The 19,854-nt window shown below is 57.1% G+C and carries 10 protein-coding genes and 2 pseudogenes; 6 read left to right on the top strand and 6 right to left on the bottom strand.

Translation table 11 applies throughout. The annotated features are described in order from the left end of the window. Positions 1 to 91 precede the first annotated feature (91 nt). From DW133_RS10210 to yjgA, 3 genes and pseudogenes are all read right to left on the bottom strand, one after another. A pseudogene (locus DW133_RS10210) lies at positions 92 to 709 on the bottom strand (alpha/beta hydrolase); the annotation flags it as partial. A 393-nt stretch (positions 710 to 1,102) separates the two neighbouring features. Then, positions 1,103 to 1,708, bottom strand: a pseudogene (gene mog, locus DW133_RS10205) (molybdopterin adenylyltransferase); the annotation flags it as partial. Positions 1,709 to 1,775: 67 nt separating this feature from the next. Next, positions 1,776 to 2,339 carry a ribosome biogenesis factor YjgA gene (gene yjgA / locus DW133_RS07645; RefSeq protein ID WP_118276060.1) on the bottom strand — a complete coding sequence of 188 codons (564 nt, stop codon included), beginning with the start codon at positions 2,337 to 2,339 and terminating at the stop codon, positions 1,776 to 1,778. A 279-nt stretch (positions 2,340 to 2,618) separates the two neighbouring features. Here yjgA and htpX point away from each other — a divergent pair, with 279 nt between their 5' ends. Both htpX and DW133_RS07635 read left to right on the top strand, forming a co-directional pair. Next, complete coding sequence (htpX, locus tag DW133_RS07640) at positions 2,619 to 3,506, top strand: protease HtpX (protein ID WP_118276059.1); 888 nt, start codon at positions 2,619 to 2,621, stop codon at positions 3,504 to 3,506. A gap of 280 nt (positions 3,507 to 3,786) precedes the next feature. Beyond that, entirely contained in the window at positions 3,787 to 5,271 is a 1,485-nt protein-coding gene (locus DW133_RS07635) for an amino acid permease (protein WP_118276058.1), read from the top strand. A 6-nt stretch (positions 5,272 to 5,277) separates the two neighbouring features. Here the strand turns inward: DW133_RS07635 and DW133_RS07630 are convergent, their stop codons facing one another. Both DW133_RS07630 and DW133_RS07625 read right to left on the bottom strand, forming a co-directional pair. Further along, positions 5,278 to 6,078 carry a hypothetical protein gene (locus tag DW133_RS07630; RefSeq protein ID WP_147408900.1) on the bottom strand — a complete coding sequence of 267 codons (801 nt, stop codon included), beginning with the start codon at positions 6,076 to 6,078 and terminating at the stop codon, positions 5,278 to 5,280. Positions 6,079 to 6,097: 19 nt separating this feature from the next. Further along, the gene (locus DW133_RS07625; RefSeq protein WP_118276056.1) at positions 6,098 to 8,935 is read right to left on the bottom strand and encodes a valine--tRNA ligase; all 2,838 of its coding nucleotides are present in this window, start codon (positions 8,933 to 8,935) and stop codon (positions 6,098 to 6,100) included. A 304-nt stretch (positions 8,936 to 9,239) separates the two neighbouring features. Between DW133_RS07625 and DW133_RS07620 the strand changes: the two genes are divergently transcribed. The 4 genes from DW133_RS07620 to DW133_RS07605 are packed head-to-tail and all read left to right on the top strand — an operon-like array spanning position 9,240 to position 18,809. Next, positions 9,240 to 12,779, top strand: a complete 3,540-nt coding sequence (locus DW133_RS07620; RefSeq protein ID WP_147408899.1) for an exodeoxyribonuclease V subunit gamma — start codon at positions 9,240 to 9,242, stop codon at positions 12,777 to 12,779. Positions 12,780 to 12,782: 3 nt separating this feature from the next. Continuing rightward, a complete protein-coding gene (locus DW133_RS07615; protein ID WP_118276054.1) occupies positions 12,783 to 16,319 on the top strand; it encodes a UvrD-helicase domain-containing protein in 3,537 nt (1,178 codons plus the stop codon). Continuing rightward, positions 16,312 to 18,336, top strand: coding sequence for an ATP-dependent RecD-like DNA helicase (locus DW133_RS07610; protein ID WP_158571157.1), 2,025 nt, complete (start codon positions 16,312 to 16,314; stop codon positions 18,334 to 18,336). Before DW133_RS07615 ends, DW133_RS07610 begins: the two co-directional genes overlap by 8 nt. 2 nt (positions 18,337 to 18,338) lie before the next feature. Further along, positions 18,339 to 18,809, top strand: a complete 471-nt coding sequence (locus tag DW133_RS07605; RefSeq protein WP_118276052.1) for a YbaK/EbsC family protein — start codon at positions 18,339 to 18,341, stop codon at positions 18,807 to 18,809. A 6-nt stretch (positions 18,810 to 18,815) separates the two neighbouring features. On the opposite strand, the gene DW133_RS07600 is transcribed toward DW133_RS07605, so the two are convergent. Further along, on the bottom strand, positions 18,816 to 19,835 hold the full coding sequence (locus tag DW133_RS07600; protein WP_118276051.1) for a tRNA-dihydrouridine synthase: 1,020 nt from the start codon (positions 19,833 to 19,835) through the stop codon (positions 18,816 to 18,818). Between the last annotated feature and the right edge of the window lie 19 nt (positions 19,836 to 19,854).

Below are 19,854 nucleotides of genomic sequence, written 5' to 3'. Positions count from 1 at the left end.
CTTTGCGTAAGATTCGGGCACATCCACTACCCACAGATATGCCCGAAGCCTCAAAAAAAACAGCGCGATGTTCTCGCGCTGTCGAAGTCGGTTAACGTTGCAGAGCCGTGCTCATAAACTGAGCGACGTTCATTAGTTCGTCCGGGCAGATTTCGTGATCGATGTTGTATTCACGCCAGATGAGGGTGTCGAGCGTGTTTTCGAGCAGATCGGCACCGTGTTCAGCAAGCACCGACGGAATCACGCTGTCAAAGGCACCGTGGGCCATGAAGACAGGTGTACCGCGACCGGCCGGCGTGATGTCCTTTTCGATCAGATCGGCAGCAGGAAAGTAGCCTGAAAGCGCGATGCAGCCTGCAAGCGTACGGACTTGTCGTACGGAGCTGTAAAGCGACATGGCCGCCCCCATCGAAAACCCGCCCAGGAAGATGCGTTCGGCACGAAGGCCACTTGTAACGATTTCATTGATGATCTGCGAGATGCGCTGGTGCATCTTTGCCAGTCCCTGTCGATCTTCATTTTGAGAGCCGAAATCATTTGAGAGCAGGTCGTACCATGCGCGCGTCTTGTAGCCCGGACGCACCGTCAGTTCGCGTTCCGGGGCGTTGGGGAAGATGAAACGGGCGGCAGGAGCTCCGAATTCTCTCAATTGTTGCGGCAGGGTGAGGAAATCCTGAGCGTCGGCACCGAGCCCGTGCAGCCAGATGACGGTGCATTCGGGCGTGGAGCCGTCTTCGGGATCGCGCACGATGACTTCGAGTGGTTCAGGTGCGGTGCGGGTGCGGGTGGCAAAGAGGGGAATGCCGTGCTGCACCGATCGGCGGGCGATCATTTCAGGGCTCATCGCGGGTTTGGCGTTTGTATCCGTTGAGTGCGGACGAAGAACCTTTTGCACGCGGGGTTGCTGGACTTGTTGCGGCTGCAGCTGAGGTTGAGCAAACGCAGCGGCAAAACTGGCGGCATTGTTCGGATTGGCATGCGTTTCGGGCGTGACAATGCGCGTGGGTGCCTGTCGCAGAATGCGCTGCGCGGGCTGAGCCTGCTCTTGCGAGGGGGACGAAGCCGGTTCCTGCGGTGTGGCAGGCTGTTCGGACACGTGTTTGCGCACGGCGTTTTTAGGACGGAACGCGGCGATGATTTCAGGGTTGGTTTCGATGTACGGACCGCCGATCAGGTCGATGCAGTAGGGGATGGAGGCAAAAATACCGGCATCGATTACTTCGCCGTCGTCGCTTCGAAAGCCGCCGAGCGTCTCCGAGATGGACTTGGGACGGCCAGGAAGATTTACGATCAGCGCAGCGTGCGTGGGCGTTTCGCGCAAAACGGCCACCTGACGCGACAAAATGGCGGTTGGCACAAAATTGAGCGAAATGCGGCGCATCTGTTCGGCAAAACCGGGAAGTTCGCGGGTGCCCACGGCAAGTGTGGCTTCCGGCGTTACGTCTCGGCGGGACGGACCTGTGCCGCCAGTGGTAAAGACCAGATCGCAACCGACGCGGTCGACGAGCTCGCGGATGGTTTCTTCAATCGTGTAGCGATCGTCGGCGATCAGACGGGTATGAAACTGCACCGGCGTGATGATGGCATCGTGAAGCCAGGCTTCGAGCGCGGGAATGCCTTCATCGACGTACTCGCCGCGGCTAGCGCGGTCCGAGATGGAAATCAGACCGCAGATCAGTTCATTTTCCGAATTGCGTTGTGCCAACATGTGAATCGTTCCTCAAAACAGGTCGTGCAAAAGGAGGACAGGAGAAAGGCCTGAAAGCCGCATGAGATTATGCGACTTCTTCGTCGTCTGCCTTTTCGAGCGTCAGAGCCGGGAGTTCGGCCGCATGCAGGAAGCGATAGAGTTCGCGGAAATACTTAGGCGGCTTGGCAGCTTCCTTTTCTTTGCGTGCCAGACGAATCAGAGTGCGCAGCTGCTGAACGTCGACTTCCGGGTGCGAAGAGACGTATTCGGTTAGTTTGTCGTTGTCGGAAAGAAGCGCGTCGCGCAGTTTTTCAGCGCGCTGGTGAGCGGCAGCGGCGGCACGACTTGCGCCTGTGGCGCGGTCAATGGCCTCGCGCACGGCATCGTAATCGAGGCGACGCATCAGTTTGCCGATCAGCTGCATTTGACGGCGCAGGGCACCGAAGGACTTTAGGCGACGGTATTCCAAAATCGCGTCGCGGATGTCTTCGGGCAGACCGGTGACGCGCTCAAAGGCGTCGGGAGCGAGCTTGGCGAGTTCGCCGCCAAGTTTCTGCAATGCTTCGGCTTCTCGTTTCTTTTGCGATTTGGACGGGCCTTCGTAGATGTCGTCGGATTCCTCGTCCTGCAGACGGTCGTCAATGTTCATGTGTAAAAAAAGCTAGTTCAGAAGAAAAACGCGGCTACTTCGGACGCTGCGCTTTTGTCAAAATCTCGAGGATTGTACCGCAAGGCCTCAGATGCTCGGAGAGACTTTCCAAGCTAATGGTAACTACTACCGCGTCAAAAACAATTTGTTAATAAAAACAGCATTTGCAAGCGAAGGAAATTCGCATTCCTTATTACACTTTCGGGGCAAGTAAAGCCGCGACAACATTCGTTGTCCGTGTAAACAATACGTCAAAATTCAAGGTCAACTAGAAAGCATATGAAGCGAATTGCGCTTTTGATTCTCACGAACATCGCCGTGGTGGTGATGCTCGGCATCGTTCTTACCGTCGTGAGCATGCTCACGGGCATCAATTTCGGTCAAATGGCCGGAAAGAGTCTTAATGTGGGCGCACTTTTTGTGTTCGCCCTGGTGGTGGGCTTTGCCGGTTCGATCATTTCGCTTTTCATGAGCAAGTCCATGGCCAAGATGACCATGGGAGTGCAGCTGATCAATACGGATAATCCTTCTCCCGGTCTGGAACAGTGGCTCGTTGGTGTGGTTCGCTCTCAGGCCGACAAGCTTGGTCTGCAGATGCCTGAAGTCGGCATCTACGAAGGTGAACCCAACGCTTTTGCGACGGGCGCCTCCAAGAACAGTTCTCTGGTGGCTGTCTCCACCGGGCTTCTGAGCATGATGAATCAGAAGGAAGTGGAAGCCGTTCTGGCCCACGAAATGAGCCACGTTGCCAATGGTGACATGGTCACCATGACATTGGTTCAGGGTGTGACCAATACGTTTGTGGTCTTCCTGTCCCGCCTGATTGGCTGGGTTGTTGACCGTCAGATTCTGCGCAACGAAGACGACGCCCCCGGCATCGGCTACTACGTGACGAGCATCGTGCTCGACATTGCCTTCGGTCTGCTGGCCGGCATCATCGTGGCTGCTTTCAGCCGCTACCGTGAATTCCGTGCCGATGCTGGCGCTGCCCAGGTAATGAACAGCCCCGAACCCATGATCAGCGCTCTGCAGCGACTGGGCACCATGCAGCCTGCAGAACTGCCTGCAGCCGTCAAGGGCTTCGGTATCTCGGGCGGCATCGGCAGCCTCTTTGCCTCGCATCCTTCCATCGAGGATCGCATCGCAGCTCTGCGCAACGGCCGCTGATATCTTTCATCAAGCAGTTCGCTGCGGCGGACCGTTGAACAGCAAAAGGCGTCTTGGATTGTCCCCGGACGCCTTTTTTGCGTCCCCAAAAAACAAAGCTGCTATCGCCGATCTGCCAACCTGCCGGCATCTCTCAGCAGACGGTTAGATTGCGGACGGCTGTGATGGTTTGCAGAATATTCCGACTGTGATTGCCGCAAAACAGGCATGGAAGCGAGTTAAATACCTCAGCTGACCGTGTATCCTTTGGGCGGGAAAAATACCCAAGGAGTTTCCGTTCATGCAGTCGAGCCGCCAAGCACACACTCAAACCGGATTAAAGCGCACGCTTTCGATTCGGCACCTCGTCATGCTTTCGCTCGGCGGTTCCATCGGAACGGGACTTTTTCTGGCCTCCGGCGCCCCCGTGTCTCAGGCCGGTCCCTCCGGAGCACTGCTCGCTTATGCTCTGATCGGCGTGATGGTCTACTTCCTGATGACTGCCTTGGCGGAACTATCGGCTTTTGAGCCGGTTTCGGGTTCCTTTGCTGTTTACGGAGAAAAGTACGTCGACAAGGGCTTCGGTCTGGCGATGGGCATCAACTACAGCTACAACTGGGCGATCGCAGTGGCTGTGGATCTGGTGGCCGCGCAGATCATCATGCAGTACTGGTTTGCCGATGTCCCCGGATGGATCTGGAGCGCTTTGTTTCTGGGCGTGATGTTCTGCATCAACTTCTTTTCTGCCAAAAGCTTCGGCGAGGCGGAGTTTTGGTTTGCTTCTGTAAAGGTTTGCGCCGTCATCGCCTTCATTATCACGGGCTTTATGTTGGCTGCCGGCGTTCTGCCCGGCCATGACGCCGTGGGGCTTAAAAACTGGAACCTGAACGGCGAAGGAAGTTTTGTCGGCGGATTTGCCGCATTTCTGGGTGTGGCGATGGTAGTCGGCTATTCCTTTCAGGGTACTGAGCTCGTAGGGGTGGCCGCAGGCGAATCGAAGGATCCGGACCGAACGATTCCGGCCGCCATTCGTACGATCTTCTGGCGCATCATTCTCTTCTACGTGCTGAGCATCGTTGTGATAGGTCTGCTGATTCCGCACAACGATCCGCGTCTGCTCGAAAATGATCTTGCCGACATCGCACTCAGTCCTTTTACGCTTGTTTTTGAAAACGCGGGCTTTCCATGGGCTGCAGCGCTGATGAATGTCGTGGTGCTCACGACGGTGCTTTCCGCAGGAAACTCCGGCATGTACGCCGCTACGCGTCTGGTGCACACGCTTGCTCAGGAAGGACGCCTGCCGAGCACGTTTGCCAAGGTTTCCGCCTCCGGTGTGCCGCGCAATGCGCTCTATGCAGTAACGGCTCTTTCGGCCCTGTGTTTTCTTACGACCTTCCTGCAGACGCAGAGCGTCTACGTGTGGCTGCTCAACACCACGGGCATGGGCGGCTTCATGTGCTGGCTGGGTATCGGCTTGAGTCACTGGCGTTTTCGTCGCGGCATGCAAAAACAAGGCTACGATCTGAGTCTGCTGCCATACCGATCGCCCGTGTTTCCGCTGGGCACGCTCTATGCATTTGCGGTGTGCTTGGTCGTAGCGCTGGGGCAAAACACCGAAGCCGTATTCAACGGTGATTGGCTCGGAGTTCTTGCCACCTACATCGGAATTCTGATCTTTGTCGGCATCTGGCTCGGCTATCGGCTTACGCATCCCAAAGATCGTTTCGTGCGTTATGAGGACATGGAATTCTCAGCCCGATTTGCCGAATTGAAGGCTCGGCGATAGAAAAAATTAACGCTTGAGTTTTGGGCCCGAGACGCCGTCCTGAATCCAGACGCGGTTTTCCAGCGCTTCGAAAATTGCGGCGGCGCGTTCCTTTTGAATGTGCAGGCCGGCGGCCATCAGACGAATGGTTTTGTCGCGATCAAGGTAGAGAAAATCAAGCGCCGACTGCATTAAGGGATCTTGTACGCTCTCGGGCTGCGAGGCGCAGGCTTCGAGCGCCTGACGCACGCCCTGAGCCATGGCGCGCACGCATTTCTCCGTGGTGTTTTTCGATGGCTGCGGCAACGCGAGCATCTGCAGCTTCGACCACTTCTGCACGTAGGCGGCCAATCGTTCGGTGGTGATGCGTCGGCCATGATCGAGCGGAGAGCCGCACGCGTCCGAGAGAGCCGCAAGACTCGAGGGCTGGTTGACTGCCTGCCACAGGTAGCAGGAAAGAAAGATAACAAGTCGCGGGCGTCGCTGCAGAATGACATCGCGCAGCGCAAAGACGTGCTCAGCAATGCGGGGGACGGTTTGAGGACCGTGACCGGAAACGGGAACCTCGGGCCATTCGAGCGTAAAGAAACTTCGCTCGAAGGCGCCTTCGGTGCCGCGAACGCGTTTGACATCAATGCCCCACAGTTCAAACCAGTCGCCGAATCGGTTTAAAACAGGGCCTCGATCCACGCTTTTGTCAAACAAAAAAGCCCGGCGCGCGGACGAGTATTCCTCAGGTCCGTACCCGGGCTGAGTGACCACCAGAATCCCGCCCAGGGTGTTTTCCTGGGTTCGGACGACCTCCGGGACGGGAAGACGAGTGGTCACAGTGCGTGTCGGTCTGGCGTTAGGCCGTCGGCAGCTTGGCGAGCTGTTCGCGCAGCTTCGAGGCCAAATCGGTGAAGTTGGCCAGACGCGTGCGTTCCTGTTCCACAACGGCAGCCGGAGCGCGCGCAACGAAGCGTTCGTTGCCGAGCTTGGCGTTGCACTTGGCGATTTCGCCGTCGACGCGTTCGATTTCCTTGGTGAGGCGGACGCGTTCAGCGGCCACATCAATTTCAACCTTGAGCATCAACTTGAAGTCGCGCACGATGGCCACCGGAGCGATCGAGCCTTCGTTGGCCTTGTCGATCGAGGCGACGTGTTCGACACCCGACAGACGACCGAGGAAGGCAATGTAGGGACCGATAGCCTCAATGGTCTGTTCGTCGCCTTCGACGAGAAGCGGCACGCGAACGGACGGAGCAAGCTTCATTTCTCCGCGGAGATTGCGAACGGCGTCGATCATCTGCTTGACGAGCGCGGTCTTGGCTCGGGCTTCTTCGTCGAGCTGAGCCGCGTCAAACTGCGGGTACGGGGCGATCATGACGCTCGTTTCTTCGTCTTCGCCGCGCACGCCTGCCGCAACCGACACCTTCTGCCAAAGTTCTTCGGTGATGAACGGAATGATCGGGTGAGCCAGACGCAGAACGCTTTCGAGCACCGTGGCCAGAGTATGACGCGTGGCGCGTGCTGCGGCCTCGTCGCTGCCGTTGATCTGAACCTTGGCAAGTTCCAGATACCAGTCGCAGAACTCGTTCCAGACGAAGCTGTAAATGGCGTTGGCGACGTTGTCGAGACGGTACTCGGCAAAACCCTTGTGCACCGCATCGACCGTGCGGTTGTATTCGTCGAGAATCCAGCGGTCGACGATCGAAAGATTCATCGGCTTGCCGGCGTCGGCACCCAGACCGCAGTCCTTGCCTTCAATGTTCATCAGCACGAAGCGCGTGGCGTTCCAGAGCTTGTTGCAGAAATTGCGGTAGCCTTCGCAGCGTTTGATGTCGAAGTTGACGTTGCGGCCGAGCGTGGCGTAGGCGGCCATCGTAAAGCGCAGTGCGTCGGCGCCGTGCGCGGCGATGCCGTCGGGATAGTTCTTGCGTGTCTTGGCTTCCACCATCGGGGCCTTTTCGGGCTGACGCAGACCGCGAGTGTTCTTTGCCACGAGTGATTCGAGATCAATGCCTTCGATGATGTCGAGCGGATCGAGCGTGTTGCCTTCGCTCTTGCTCATCTTCTTGCCTTCGGCGTCGCGCACCAGACCGTGGATGTACACGTTCTTGAAGGAGACGCGGCCGGTGAAGTGCTTGGTCATCATGACCATGCGGGCGACCCAGAAGAAGATGATGTCGTAGCCGGTCACCAGTACGGAAGAGGGCAGATAAAGGTCAAACGCCGTCTTTTCATCGCCTTGCGGGTTGGGCCAGCCGATCGTGGAGAAGGGCACCATGGCAGACGAGAACCACGTATCGAGCACATCGTCGTCCTGCGTGAGCTTGACGCCTTCGCCTGCCTGCTGTTGAGCTTCATCTTCGTTGCGGGCGACATAGACGTTGCCCGCTTCGTCGTACCAGGCCGGGATGCGGTGGCCCCACCAGAGCTGACGCGAAATGCACCAATCCTGGATGTTTTCCAGCCACTGACGGTAAACACCCTGCCATTCTTTCGGGAAAATGTTGACTTCGCCCGATTCAACGGCTTCGAGACCGACCTCGGCGATGGACTTGCCCGGATAGCGGGTGCCTTCGCCGGCCGGCTTACTCATGGCCATGTACCACTGTTCCGAGAGCATCGGTTCGACGATTTCGCCCGTGCGGGACACGCGCGGCACCATGTGCTTGTGCGCCTTGATGTTGACCAGAAGGCCGAGCGCTTTGAGGTCTTCCACGGCGGCCTTGCGGCATTCGTAGCGATCCATGCCGCGGTACTTGGCCGGGCAGTTTTCATTCATGTGAGCGGTCTTGTCGAGAACGCTCAGCATTTCGAGGTTGTGACGCTTGCCGACTTCAAAGTCGTTAAAGTCGTGAGCCGGCGTGATCTTCACGCAGCCCGAACCGAAATCCTTGTCGACATACTCGTCGGCGATGACGGGAATTTCGCGGTCGGTGAGCGGCAGCTTGAGCATCTTGCCCACCAGGTGCTTGTAGCGTTCGTCGTCGGGGTGAACAGCAACGGCCTGATCGCCGAAGAGTGTTTCCGGACGGGTAGTGGCAACCACGACGCCTTCGGAACCATCCACGGCCGGGTAGCGGATTTCCCACATGTGGCCGTTTTCTTCTTCGCTTTCGACTTCAAGATCGGAGACAGCCGACTGCAGTTTCGGGTCCCAGTTGACCAGACGAAGGCCCTTGTAGATGAGACCTTCGTTGTAGAGTTGGACGAACGTTTCGCGAACGACGGCCGAAAGCTTGTCGTTCATCGTGAAGTACAGACGCTTCCAGTCGAGACTGTCGCCCAGGCGGCGCATCTGATTGAGAATCGTGCCGCCGGAGAACTTTTGCCACTCCCAGATACGTTCGACGAATGCGTCGCGGCCGATGTCGCGCTTGTCTTTGCCTTCCTTCTGCAACAGACGTTCCACCACGATCTGCGTGGCAATGCCTGCGTGGTCGGTACCGGGCAGCCACATCGTGTTGTAGCCCGACATTCGGTAGTAGCGCGTGAGCGAATCCATGACGGTCTGGTTGAAGGCGTGCCCCATGTGAAGAATGCCCGTGATGTTGGGCGGGGGCAACTGGATGCTGAACGAGGGCTTGGAAGGATCAAGCCCCGCGTCGAAATAACCGCGCTGTTCCCAGACGGGATACCAGCGTTCTTCAATGCCGGCGGGTTCAAAGCTCTTGGCGAGTTCTTTCGTATTGCTCATGACGCGTTTAGAAAAGAAGACTTTGCAAAATTCATTTGCTCGTCGCGCCGCAGGCGAGGGTCCGATCGGTTTTCCACGCACAACAAAACCCGCGCGCAGTCCGTCAGGTGGAACATGCCGCGGCACACAAGCGGTATATCCAATTTTTATTGAGGCCGTATTTTCGCACGTCTGCGGCCGGCTTGCTCAACGCGCGACCGGCCGCGCATAAAATTCGAGAACCGACGGCAGTCGTATTGCCGATTTGCAACAAAAAAGCCGCAGCATCGACTCTTTTTGAGCGTGGTGCCCAAAGGCCCGATTGGTGAGAGCAGTGATCTATCCGTATTTCAGCAATTCTTACGACGTTCTCAAGGCGCTTTTCATGAATGCCCTCATCTTGAGGCGACAGTCGGCAGCAAGTTTGCGTTCGGTCTTTTTCTCTGCCGAAGTGGTGGTGCCGGACGAAGCCGTCAAGGACGAGCTCAATCGTTCTTTGGCCGATGCCCAGGGCATTGCAAGCGGTATTCGCTTTGTGACGACGCAGGCATGGCTCGATCGGATGAACCACGGCTCTCCCGATGTGAGCGGACGTGCGAGAGCGCTCGAGTGGGGAATTTACGCCGTCGTCACCGATCAGGCGTTCCTTGCACGGCCCGAATGCGCGCGCCTTAAAAAATACATTGAGGACAACGCCTCTGCGGCTTTATGGCCGTTGGTAAGCCGCATCGCCAGTCTTTTTTCGACTTATTTTTCCTATCGCGCCGATTGGCTCTGGAACTGGGCGGGCAAAAGTCTGACAAACAACAATGTCGAACGGACCACGCGCGAAGCCACCGTTTTGATGCAACACCCGGACTTTGCCTGGCAAAAGGCGCTCTGGCTGGAACTTTGTTCCCGTACCAAGGCCGACGGTACCAAGCTGTGGCCCACGGCCGATACTTTTTTGAAAATTCCCGAGACGTGGCTCGAGCGCATGCGCGAATCCGAAAAAAACATCGATCCGCTTTACGTCTTCATACCGAGGGAATTGCCTCCTCTGGCTCTGCCGCAGTTGTTGGCTGAATCCCGTCGCCGTTGCGTCTATCTTTATGTCCAGAACCCCTCGTCGGCGTTTTGGTTCGATCCGACGGTCAAGGGAGAAGACGGCTTTACCTGGTTTCACCGCAACGCGGCCGTGCGCCGCGCCCTGATCGATCGTCTACGTTGTTTCGTAACTCAGGACACGGGCGAAGATGCCGTCTTTTTGGAGGACGACTTGCCTGAGGTTCCGCGCACCGAGCCGCACAATCAAACGGTGGGTGCGGAGGCGCTCGCCGATATGCTCCAACTCAAAGCTAAAGCCGAGCAGTCCGCTGATATTTACCTGCGTCCTCGCGAAAACAATGTTTTGGGTTCGCTGCAGCAGGCGGTGCTTGAAGACGATCCGAATGCATTACCCCAAACGGTGGCCGATGACGATGATTCTTTCCTGATCGTTCGAGCACCCAACGCTGTTCGCGAAGTGCAGACGCTGTGCGACTGGATCGCTTCCATGATTGAGGCTTCGGCAAAGACGGACGAACCGCTCAAGGCGTCCGACTTTTTGGTGGTGACGCCGGACATCGATGCGATGGCTGGCGTCATTGCGGCGGTGATGGGAGCCAGAAGCGAGGAAGAATACCTGAGTTACCACATAGCCGGTCAGTCGGAGCTTGACGTCAACAGCGCCGCGCGCGCCATGCTTGCCGCCATGCGTTTTGTGGGCGGTGCGGCCACCGCATCGGAATTCATCGAACTGTTGGAGATGCCAGCCTTTGCCGCTGCACGTTCTCAGGGCAACGCCAATGTTTCTCTGATCTCCAACTGGCTTGCGGCAGCCGGATACCGCTGGGGACTCAGCGAGGCGCACGCCAAAAGTGCGATCGCGCGTTCTGCGGCTTGGCCCGAAGGGGGCGATGCGTATGAAGGCACGCTTGAACGTGCGCTCGAGCGTCTGGTCGCGGGCAATCTTGTGGGACAGTCGGACGGACTTGTCGCTCACGATGTGTTTGCCGTGAGCGGCTGTGAGCTCGGGGGATTCGATGGGACTGAAGAAGATGGCGAGACCTTTGACTTCTTGCTGGCCTTGGCGAGTGCGTTTCTTGACATCGGCCAAATGCCTGAGCGGCAAACGGCTGAGGCGTGGCTTGAAACCACGCGTCGCTTTGCCGACACGCTCTTTGCGGGATACGCCAAGTCGCCCGAGATGATTGCTTTTGTGCTGCGAGCCGCGTCGCTGGCGCAAAGCGCAACCGAAGTGCTCGGCGCTCAGGAAATTACGTTTGAGACCTGGTGTTCGGCGCTGGAAAAGACGATGCGTACGAACAAGACGACGGCGCGAGCCACGGGGCGAGTCACGTTTGCACGCACGGGAGACTTCGTCGGCATGCCGTTTAAGTGTGTCGCAGTCATCGGACTCAACGACGGTGAATCTTTCCCGGGCAGTTCGCGACGCGAAGAGTTTGATCTCACGGCCGCCAAGCTTGTTGTCGACGGCAAGGAACTTCACGTGGCGCGTCGCGGCGACAGGGACTCGCGCGAGAGCAACCGCGGCGTCTTTTTGGATTTGCTGCTTGCAGCGCAACGCCATTTCTATGTGTCGTATTCGATCGGTTCGGGTTCGGTACCTGCCAATCCTTCGGTCGTTTTGCAGGATTTGAAGCAAGCTCTGGCCGAGGGGCTCGACGATCCTACGGAAATCGAACGCAAACTCACCAAGACTGTGCCGGCACTGGCTGCTTCGTCCGAAAGCTTCTTGCCGCAGATGGGAGTGCTTCGCTGCCGCAGTGCTTCGCTTGCCGCAGCCGTCAATAAGGCTATTGAGAGCGGCTATTTGGCTCAGGAGGAGCCTTTTGCCGACGCTCCGATTTCCGTCAGTCGACGAGCAACTTTGTCGGTCGACAGCCTTGTCAAGTTCTTTACTTACGCCGAAAACAACTCGCTCAAGCTGATCGGTTTGACCTCTGCTTCGTACGAGCAGGCGGAGACGACGCCGATCCGGCGATACGGCAGCAGGGACTTCTTATTCAGGAGCAAAGTTCGTCGCCGTATGGACAGAGCGTTTGCCGAAGGGATGACGGAGGATGAAATCCTGGAGGTTACTTCCTGCGACCCGACAATTGGCGAGCAGAGCGTACGCCGGCTGTTGGTCGAGAAGTTCGTGGATGTGCTCGGTCAGATGCACGAAAAGCTGACCGAAGAGATGCTTTCTGACGCAGGGGTGCCCGTGCGTGTTGAAGGCGGACGGCTTGTGTTTGAGGAAATGCGAAATCGACCGTTCAGTACGCTTGCGGTGCCTGACCACGACGGCTTTAAAAACAACAAGGACGAAATCGTTGTCGGAGTGATCGGCATTTCCGAAAACGATCTGCTGAGGACTTTTCTGCAGTTTGCCGCGGTTAATCTGATGACCTTAAAAAAGGGGTACAAGCCGATCGATTTCGTATTCTTCGGCGGGGATGAGTCGAAGGGGACATTTCATTACCGCTGGCATGTCAGTGACGATGAAGGGGCGAGCAATACGACAGGGTTGCTGCAGGATGTGGTGACAAGCATGCTTGCTCTTGTCAACTGTCATGCTGAGGCCCGACCGATTCTGGCAGACGATTCGGCCTGCGATGGAACTTCCCTGATCTGGCGGGGACTCAAAGACGGCGATCTGGCGGCTGCAAGCTGCAAAAAGCTCAAGGAAGCGGTGGTGGCCATAGCCGGTATGTTCGATATTGCCGAAAAGCCGACAACCTCGAAAAAATCAAAGAAACCGAAGGGAAGTCCCGAAGAAATCTTTAACGCAGCAGTGGCCAGCTTCGAGGACATCGGAATTGAGACGGACGCAAGGAATTGAGAGATGAACGAAACCGAGAGAAAAGAATTGACGTCCGGCTTTGATGTTCAGACGGCTGACCTAAGCGGGCGCTGGCTCGTGGAAGCAAGCGCCGGCACGGGAAAAACGTTTGCCCTTGAGCGCATCGTGTTGCGTTTGGTGATTGAAGAGGCGGTGTCCATTGACAGAATCCTTGTCGTGACCTTTACCAATGCGGCGACGGCCGAGCTGCGCGAGCGCGTGCGTGCGCTTTTCTTCAAAGCGTCCGCAGTGCTCAAAAACGGCGACGAGCAATCCGAATTCGAAACTTTTTTCGAGCGCTCCCGTTTGCGTGAGCATGATCCGGCAGCGCTGATCGAAAGTGCTCTCGAACATTTTGACGAGGCGAGCATTCTGACGATTCACGGCTTTTGCCAGAAGATGCTGAGTGAATTCATCTTTACGCGTGCCGGTGCCTACGACGTTGAGTTCGTGAGTGATACCGGTTTTGAAGCCGAAGTCACTCAAGCCTTTTTGCGGCGTGAATTGCCGGCGCTGACGCCCGAGCAAAGAGCCAAAGTGCTTGAGTGGGGATCGTTGCCGCAGTTACTTTCCAAGCTCGGAGAACATGGCAGCAGCGTTAAGCCTCAGGCTCGGATTGACAGTGACGATTTGAGCGATCCGGCGCTTAAGGAGCTTTTCGAGCGCTTTCTGCAGGAAGGTCCGCGGCGCGTACGCGAACTTGAGCGGCTGCACGGCGTCAAGAGTTTTTCCGCGCTTCTGACCGAGATGTATTCGCTTGTTCAAAGCGGCGATTCGGCCCTTGAGCGCATCCGCAATCGTTACGATGCCGTCCTGATCGATGAGTTTCAGGATACCGATCGCATCCAGTACCGAATTTTTAAAGCGTTGTTTTTGGCCGATGTGCCCCAGGCTCCCAAGAGCGTCTTTTTTGTGGGCGATCCCAAGCAGGCGATCTATGCCTTTCGCGGCGCAGAGCTCGATGTCTATCTGCAAGCGAGAAATGACATCGAGCAAATGGGCGGCCAAAGCGAAACGGCAGGGCTTCGTACGCTCGAGACCAACTACCGTTCGACCCCGGCACTGGTGACGGCCGTCAATGCATTTTTCTCCGCTAACGGTTCCTCAGGCAGTTTTCTGTCTGCCGACATTCGCTATTCGGATCTCAAAACCGGTGCTTCGGCCATGCCATTGGTGAGGATTCGCGATGGCAAACCGGAATTTGTGCCGGTCATGAGTCTTTGGGTGGACGACGAAACGCTGTCAGGCTCCAAAATCGAGGCCGTAAGACAGGCCGAAGCCAAATACATGGCCGATGACATCGCCTCTTTGCTGGACGGATCGGTTTATATCTATCGACACGGACAATGGCGCGTGCTGCGTCCCGGTGACATCGCGATTCTGGTTAAAAAGCGTTCCGCCTCACAGCACGTTCAGCGCGAACTGCTCGCGCGCGGCGTACGCACGCTGCTTGACGATCAGACGAACGTGTTTACGACGTCTGAAGCCGACGACGTGAGAGCTGTTTTTGAAGCGATGCTTTCGCCGACGGATACAAAAAAGTTTGCGACGGCCCGAGCCACACGGCTGATCGGACGAACGCTCAGTGACATTCGCGAGGATTTGTCGGCGGCGGGTGCCGATCGGCAGCTCCTTCAAAACGCTCTTGAGCGATTCGAGGCGAGTGGCCCTGCAGCGGCTTTGTCTTACATAGCTCGCGAACGCCGCCTGCAGGAACGGCTGCTGCCTATTCAAGGCGGCGTTGCGATGCTGATGAACCACGAACAGCTCGGTGAGCTTCTTCAGGAAATTTATCGGCAAGTGGGTTCGCCCGGAGCCGTTTTGCGCGCCATGACGCGCTTGGCGCACCCTAGTCGGCCCAATGAAAACCATTGCGTGAGAAAGCCCAATGATGAAAACGTGGTTCGGGTGGTGACCGTTCACGCCAGCAAAGGGCTCGAATACCCGGTCGTATATCTGGTGCAAACCGAGTCTATGAGGTCACAAAGGCGGGACGCCGAAACTTTCTGGATGTCCGGCGGCGCCGACAGCGATGAGGTTAGTGTCAATCCCAATGAAAGGGAAGACGCAAGCGGCAAAGTATTCGAGGGTAGGCAGCTCGAGCTTTTGCGTCAGGCCTACGTGGCCATGACGCGTGCGTCGTCCCGTCTGGTGTTGCCGCTTTTTATCGCAGCCAACAGCAGGCAATACTCCAGGGACAGTGCGAACAACGCCTATGTACAGGCGATGACCGGCGAGGTTTCTCCGGTTGCCCAAACGATGAAGGAGTATGTTGACGTTTTGGGAATTGTGCGTAATGCCGCCGAAGAAACCCGCCGGCGCTATCTTGCATCGATCAAGCAATCAGGACAGTTGCCCGACGTTCGGGTCGTCTGCGAGGCGCTTTGTCGAGATTTGCAGCAAAACCTTGTGCCGTCGGAAACCTGTTCGGGGGAGGATCTTTTTGAAATCCGCTCGAGCGTTCCCCCTGCCGCTCCCGTCATGAGTGTGCAGGCCCTACGCGTACAGGCTGCCGATCCGGTGAGCGTTCATTCGGCCTGGCATCGATCGAGCTTTACGGCAATCGCCTCCGGTTTGGGCGCAAGTGTCGGTGAAGAGTTCGAAGCCGAGGAATTCGAAGGCGCCGATGCCGTTTTGGAAGCCGATGAAGAAAATCAACGCGCCTTTGCTGCCTCCGCGGGCGAGCAGGATGCGACCGTTGAGATTGAAGAAGGGCAGAACGAGCACCTACTGCAGGCGCAGTTGTTACTACGCGGTGCGGCGGCCGGCGACTGGATTCACAAGCTACTTGAGCGCGTGATGAACGCCAAACCGGAAAACCGTGAAGCCGTTCTTGAAAACATTCGGCCGTTGCTGGCTGCTTCCGCATTGCTAAGGCGGGCGGACCCGCAGCAGCGTGAGGCCGTGCTCGAGGCCGGCGCTGAACTCATTGCCGGTTACGTTAGAAACACCGTTTCATGTGAGCTTTTTAACGCAAAGACGATCGGTTCGAATGAAGCGACACCACCCTTTGTGCTCGATCGACTCACGTTCGGCGAGCGTCAGTGCGAAATGCCGTTCCTGCTTTCGGTTCCCAATTCGAAGCTTCGCTCCAAGGATGTAGCCGAGTGCATGTCCTCGCACGGTTTCCCGATGCAAAGCCTCCGGGACAATGTTTTGCAAGGGTATCTGACCGGTGCGATCGACATGGTGTTCGTTGCCGACGGCAAGTATTACATCCTCGACTGGAAGAGCAACTGGTTGGGAGCCTCGCCAGAGGATTATTCGCAAGAGGCGCTGCGCGGGGAAATTGAGCGCAAGCATTACGCGCTGCAGTACGTGATTTATTTGACGGCGCTTAAGCGTCATCTGATGGCAACAGCGGGGTTGACGCAGGAAACGGTATGGAACGCTATCGGTGGCGCCTTTTACGTTTTTGTGCGCGGGGTGAACGCACAGTGCGCATTGGACGAAAAGGGAAGACGAACCGGCGTGTATTTTGATTGTCCGCGAGAGGCGGTGGATGCGCTCGATGCGCTTTTGGGTGACAGCAATGACTAGAAATCGACGCGCACAAAACGACAGCCGACAGCAGAGTCTGGATTTCGGTCCTGTGCTTTATGCCGCGCAGGTACGCGAGCAGCAGACTGTGACGAAAACGCTCCGGCTCCTGGGCTCGAACGCGGCAGCCACGGACGCCGATCTGGACGCGGCGCGCATGCGTGCGCGTGCCGCCGTCAGCATGCTGCAGCGGCATGGCGAAAGCGGTATAGGTCCCGATATTGAAGACAAGTTGTCGCTTTTGATGTTCTGCGTTTTCGATGCGCTCAAAAACGGCAGTCTGTGCGTCGGGAAAGAAAAGTTCAAGCGTCACCTGGAACTCTACAACGACACGATGCAGCGGCGCGCTTCTTCGGCCGGAAAGGTATTTGAGCCTCTGGCGCAAACGCTGACGTTTGAAGCGCTGGTCAATGAACTCTGCAATTTCGGTCTGGTGGGACTTCCCGGCATGACGGCCGGCGTAGGCGTCTTTGATGGCGGTCCGGCTTTGCTGGTGAGCGAAACGACCGATGCCGAGACGCTTGTCTATACGCAGAAGTCTTACGCGCAGGAACAGACGCTCGGCGAGTACCTGGCAAGACTTGGCTTTGATTCTGTGGCCGTAGCCAAAGTTGACGCTCTGCATGAAGCGCAACGTGCCGCCACCATTGCTTTGGCCAACCGTCTCACAGTGATCAGCGGAGGTCCCGGAACCGGCAAAACCACCGCCGTGGTCAACATTCTCAAGTGTCTTATCGAGAACGATCCCGAAGCGATCATTCAGCTTGCCGCGCCGACCGGTAAAGCTGCCTCGCGCATGAAGGAGGCTGTGGCAAACAACGTCAGCCGCATTGAGGAAAAAGGCATTCAGGAAAAGCTTATGGGGCTGGAAGCCAAGACGCTGCACCGTTTGCTCTACACGCCCGGAGCCGACGGCAGAACGCCGAGCAAGAACAATCCTCTTCAAGCTGACATCGTTGTGGTTGACGAGTCGTCCATGATCGATATCCGCCTGGCAAGCAATTTGTTCAAGTGCATTGATGCCGACAGAACCAAAGTGATTCTGCTCGGCGATCGCTTCCAGCTTGCCGCCGTCGGTCCCGGTTCGTTTTTTGCGGACGTGAGCGACCTGAAAGGGCCGCTGGCCGATAACATCAGCCATCTCACAAAGAGCTGGCGTTTTGATGCAAGCAAGGCGCTCGGAAAAATTGCAGAGGCAAGCCGCGAAGGTGAGGAACTGATTGTGACGGACGCTTTTGTCGAAAACAGCGACAACGATCCGCGAGTCGACAATCCGCTGCGACTGCACGAGGATGCCCCCAAGGGCGATCTGTCGGCGAGCTTTAAGAAGTGGTTTGAAAACGAATTGTCCTCGCCGCTCAAGGTAATTGCGGAACTGCGGCGCAATCGCACAGAAAAGTCGCTTCACGATGCGGCGCGTGAGCTTGCGCGGCTCTACTTTTCCGTTGGCGTACTTGCCTCTAACCGCGAGGGTCCGATGAGCGCGCAAGCCGTCAACGCGTTTGCCGAATCGATTTTTGTCAAAGAGGGTATTCCTTATCCGGCGTTTCGTCCGATGATTGTCCGCCGCAACGACTCGATGCTTGAGGTCTACAACGGCGACATTGGTGTGGTGATGCCGGGGCAGAGCTGGTTTGAAGGAGCTGAATTCGATGCAACGCAGGCCAACGTCTATTTTCCGGACAGCGCACGCCTGGTGCGATTCGGCCTGATCGGTCACATTGAGCCTGCTTTTGCCATTACGATTCATCAATCGCAAGGCTCGGAATACCATCACGTTGCCGTACTCATGCCCCAGGATCCTAACTCGGGGCTGGCTACGCGAGAGCTTTTCTACACCGCCGTCACCCGCGTGCGCGATGAGCGCAACGGTAAGCAGACGACCTATGGATCGCTGGACGTCTTCGGAAATCTTACCGTGGTGAAAAAGGCGCTGCGCACGCCGGTTCAGCGTCAGGGCGGTTTGATTCGACGTATTGTCGAAGCCAAGGACAGAATGCAGAAAACAAGGAGATAACTATGTCGAGAGAACGAGCTCTGGCTCAATTGCAGACCGAAGGGTGGGGCGATCGCGTACGCTTTTTCGAAGCCAACACGGCAACGGTGGCGCTGGCCGCCCAGGCTTTGGGCTGCGAGCCCGCGCACATTGCCAAGACGTTGGCGCTGCGCTCGCCCGACGGCGCCGTTCTGGTGCTGGCTGCGGGCGACGTGAAATTGTCAAACGCCAAGTTTAGGGAGCACTTCGGCTTCAAAGCGCAGATGATCCGCGGTGAAGAGGTGGAAGCGCTCGTGGGACATGCTCCGGGCGGTGTTTGCCCCTTTGGCGTCAACGATGGCGTGCAGATTTATTGCGATGTAAGCCTACAGCGCTTCGAGACGGTTTACCCGGCCTGCGGAGACGATAAAAGCGCGGTGCGTTTTACGCCGCAGGAACTGTTTGAAGCCTCGCACGCACTAGGTTGGGTTGACGTGACCGTTGTGCGGGAATAACGAAATTCAGAGCGGTTTGCGCCAGCCGTAGCGAGCGTCGCGGCGCAGTGGGAAGCCTTCGGCCGCCTCTCGGACCGCAGCTTCAAAGTCGGGAATCTGTTTGCAGCGGAAGATCTTTGAAGCGGCTTTCTGGAGGCGCGCTTCGTCGCCGTCTTCGCCGAAAAGACATAGCTGAAAGAACCAATATTCCTTCATGCGCATCATGGCGTTTTTCTGACTTTCGAAGAGCGTCGTGTAGGCCTCAAAAAGCGCCTCGTGAAAGGAAAGGATTTCCGAAAGGCTCGCCGCATTTCCGCCCTTGGATTTGCGAAAGAGGGCGGGATCGGCCATCAGTGCCCGGCCAACCATGATTTCGGCCAGACCGCCCGGAGCGCCCGAGTAGCGCAAGGAGACCTTTTCGATGTCCCCGGGAGTGATCAGGTCGCCGTTGTAGCCCAGCGGCATCGGCAAAGAGGACAGAACCTTGTCGAGAACCTCCAGACGCACGTCTCCGCGGTAGAGATCCGTTTTTAGGCGCGGATGCACAATGAGCCGCGTCATGGGGAAACGCGCGTATATGTCGACGAGGTTTTCAAATTCGTCGGGTGAGCGATAGCCCACTCGCGTCTTGAGTGAAACGGCTATCGGCAAGTCCGCTTCAAAAATGCGGGACAAAAAGGCGTGCAGCTCCGTCGGATACTGCAGAAAGCCCGAGCCTTTGCCTTTGGCGGTAACGGTGCCCGCGGGGCAGCCCAAATTGAGATTGACTTCTTTGTATCCGAGATCGGCGAGAGCTTTGGCCGCCCAGATGAAATCGTCGGCGTTTCTCGTGAGCAGCTGAGGAATGGCGCAGATTCCTTCATTGGCCTGCGGAGCAAGTTCTCGCATCTGCCGATCGGTGAACTTCGGCTCACGCGTGGGCGTGACGAACGGAAGGTAGTAGCGGTCGGCTGCGCCGAAAAACTGCGCGTGCAGACGGCGATAGACAACGGTCGTGAGACCTTCCATGGGCGCAACGGTGAGTTCGGGCAAAGTGGAGAGCGGCATGAATGGGAATCGGCGAAAA

It is taken from the genome of Sutterella sp. AM11-39 (assembly GCF_003472385.1).
In the GTDB taxonomy this organism is placed as follows: domain Bacteria; phylum Pseudomonadota; class Gammaproteobacteria; order Burkholderiales; family Burkholderiaceae_F; genus Duodenibacillus; species Duodenibacillus intestinigallinarum.
Note: the sequence above shows the minus strand (reverse complement) of the source record. Positions and strands in the feature narration are given on the sequence as shown.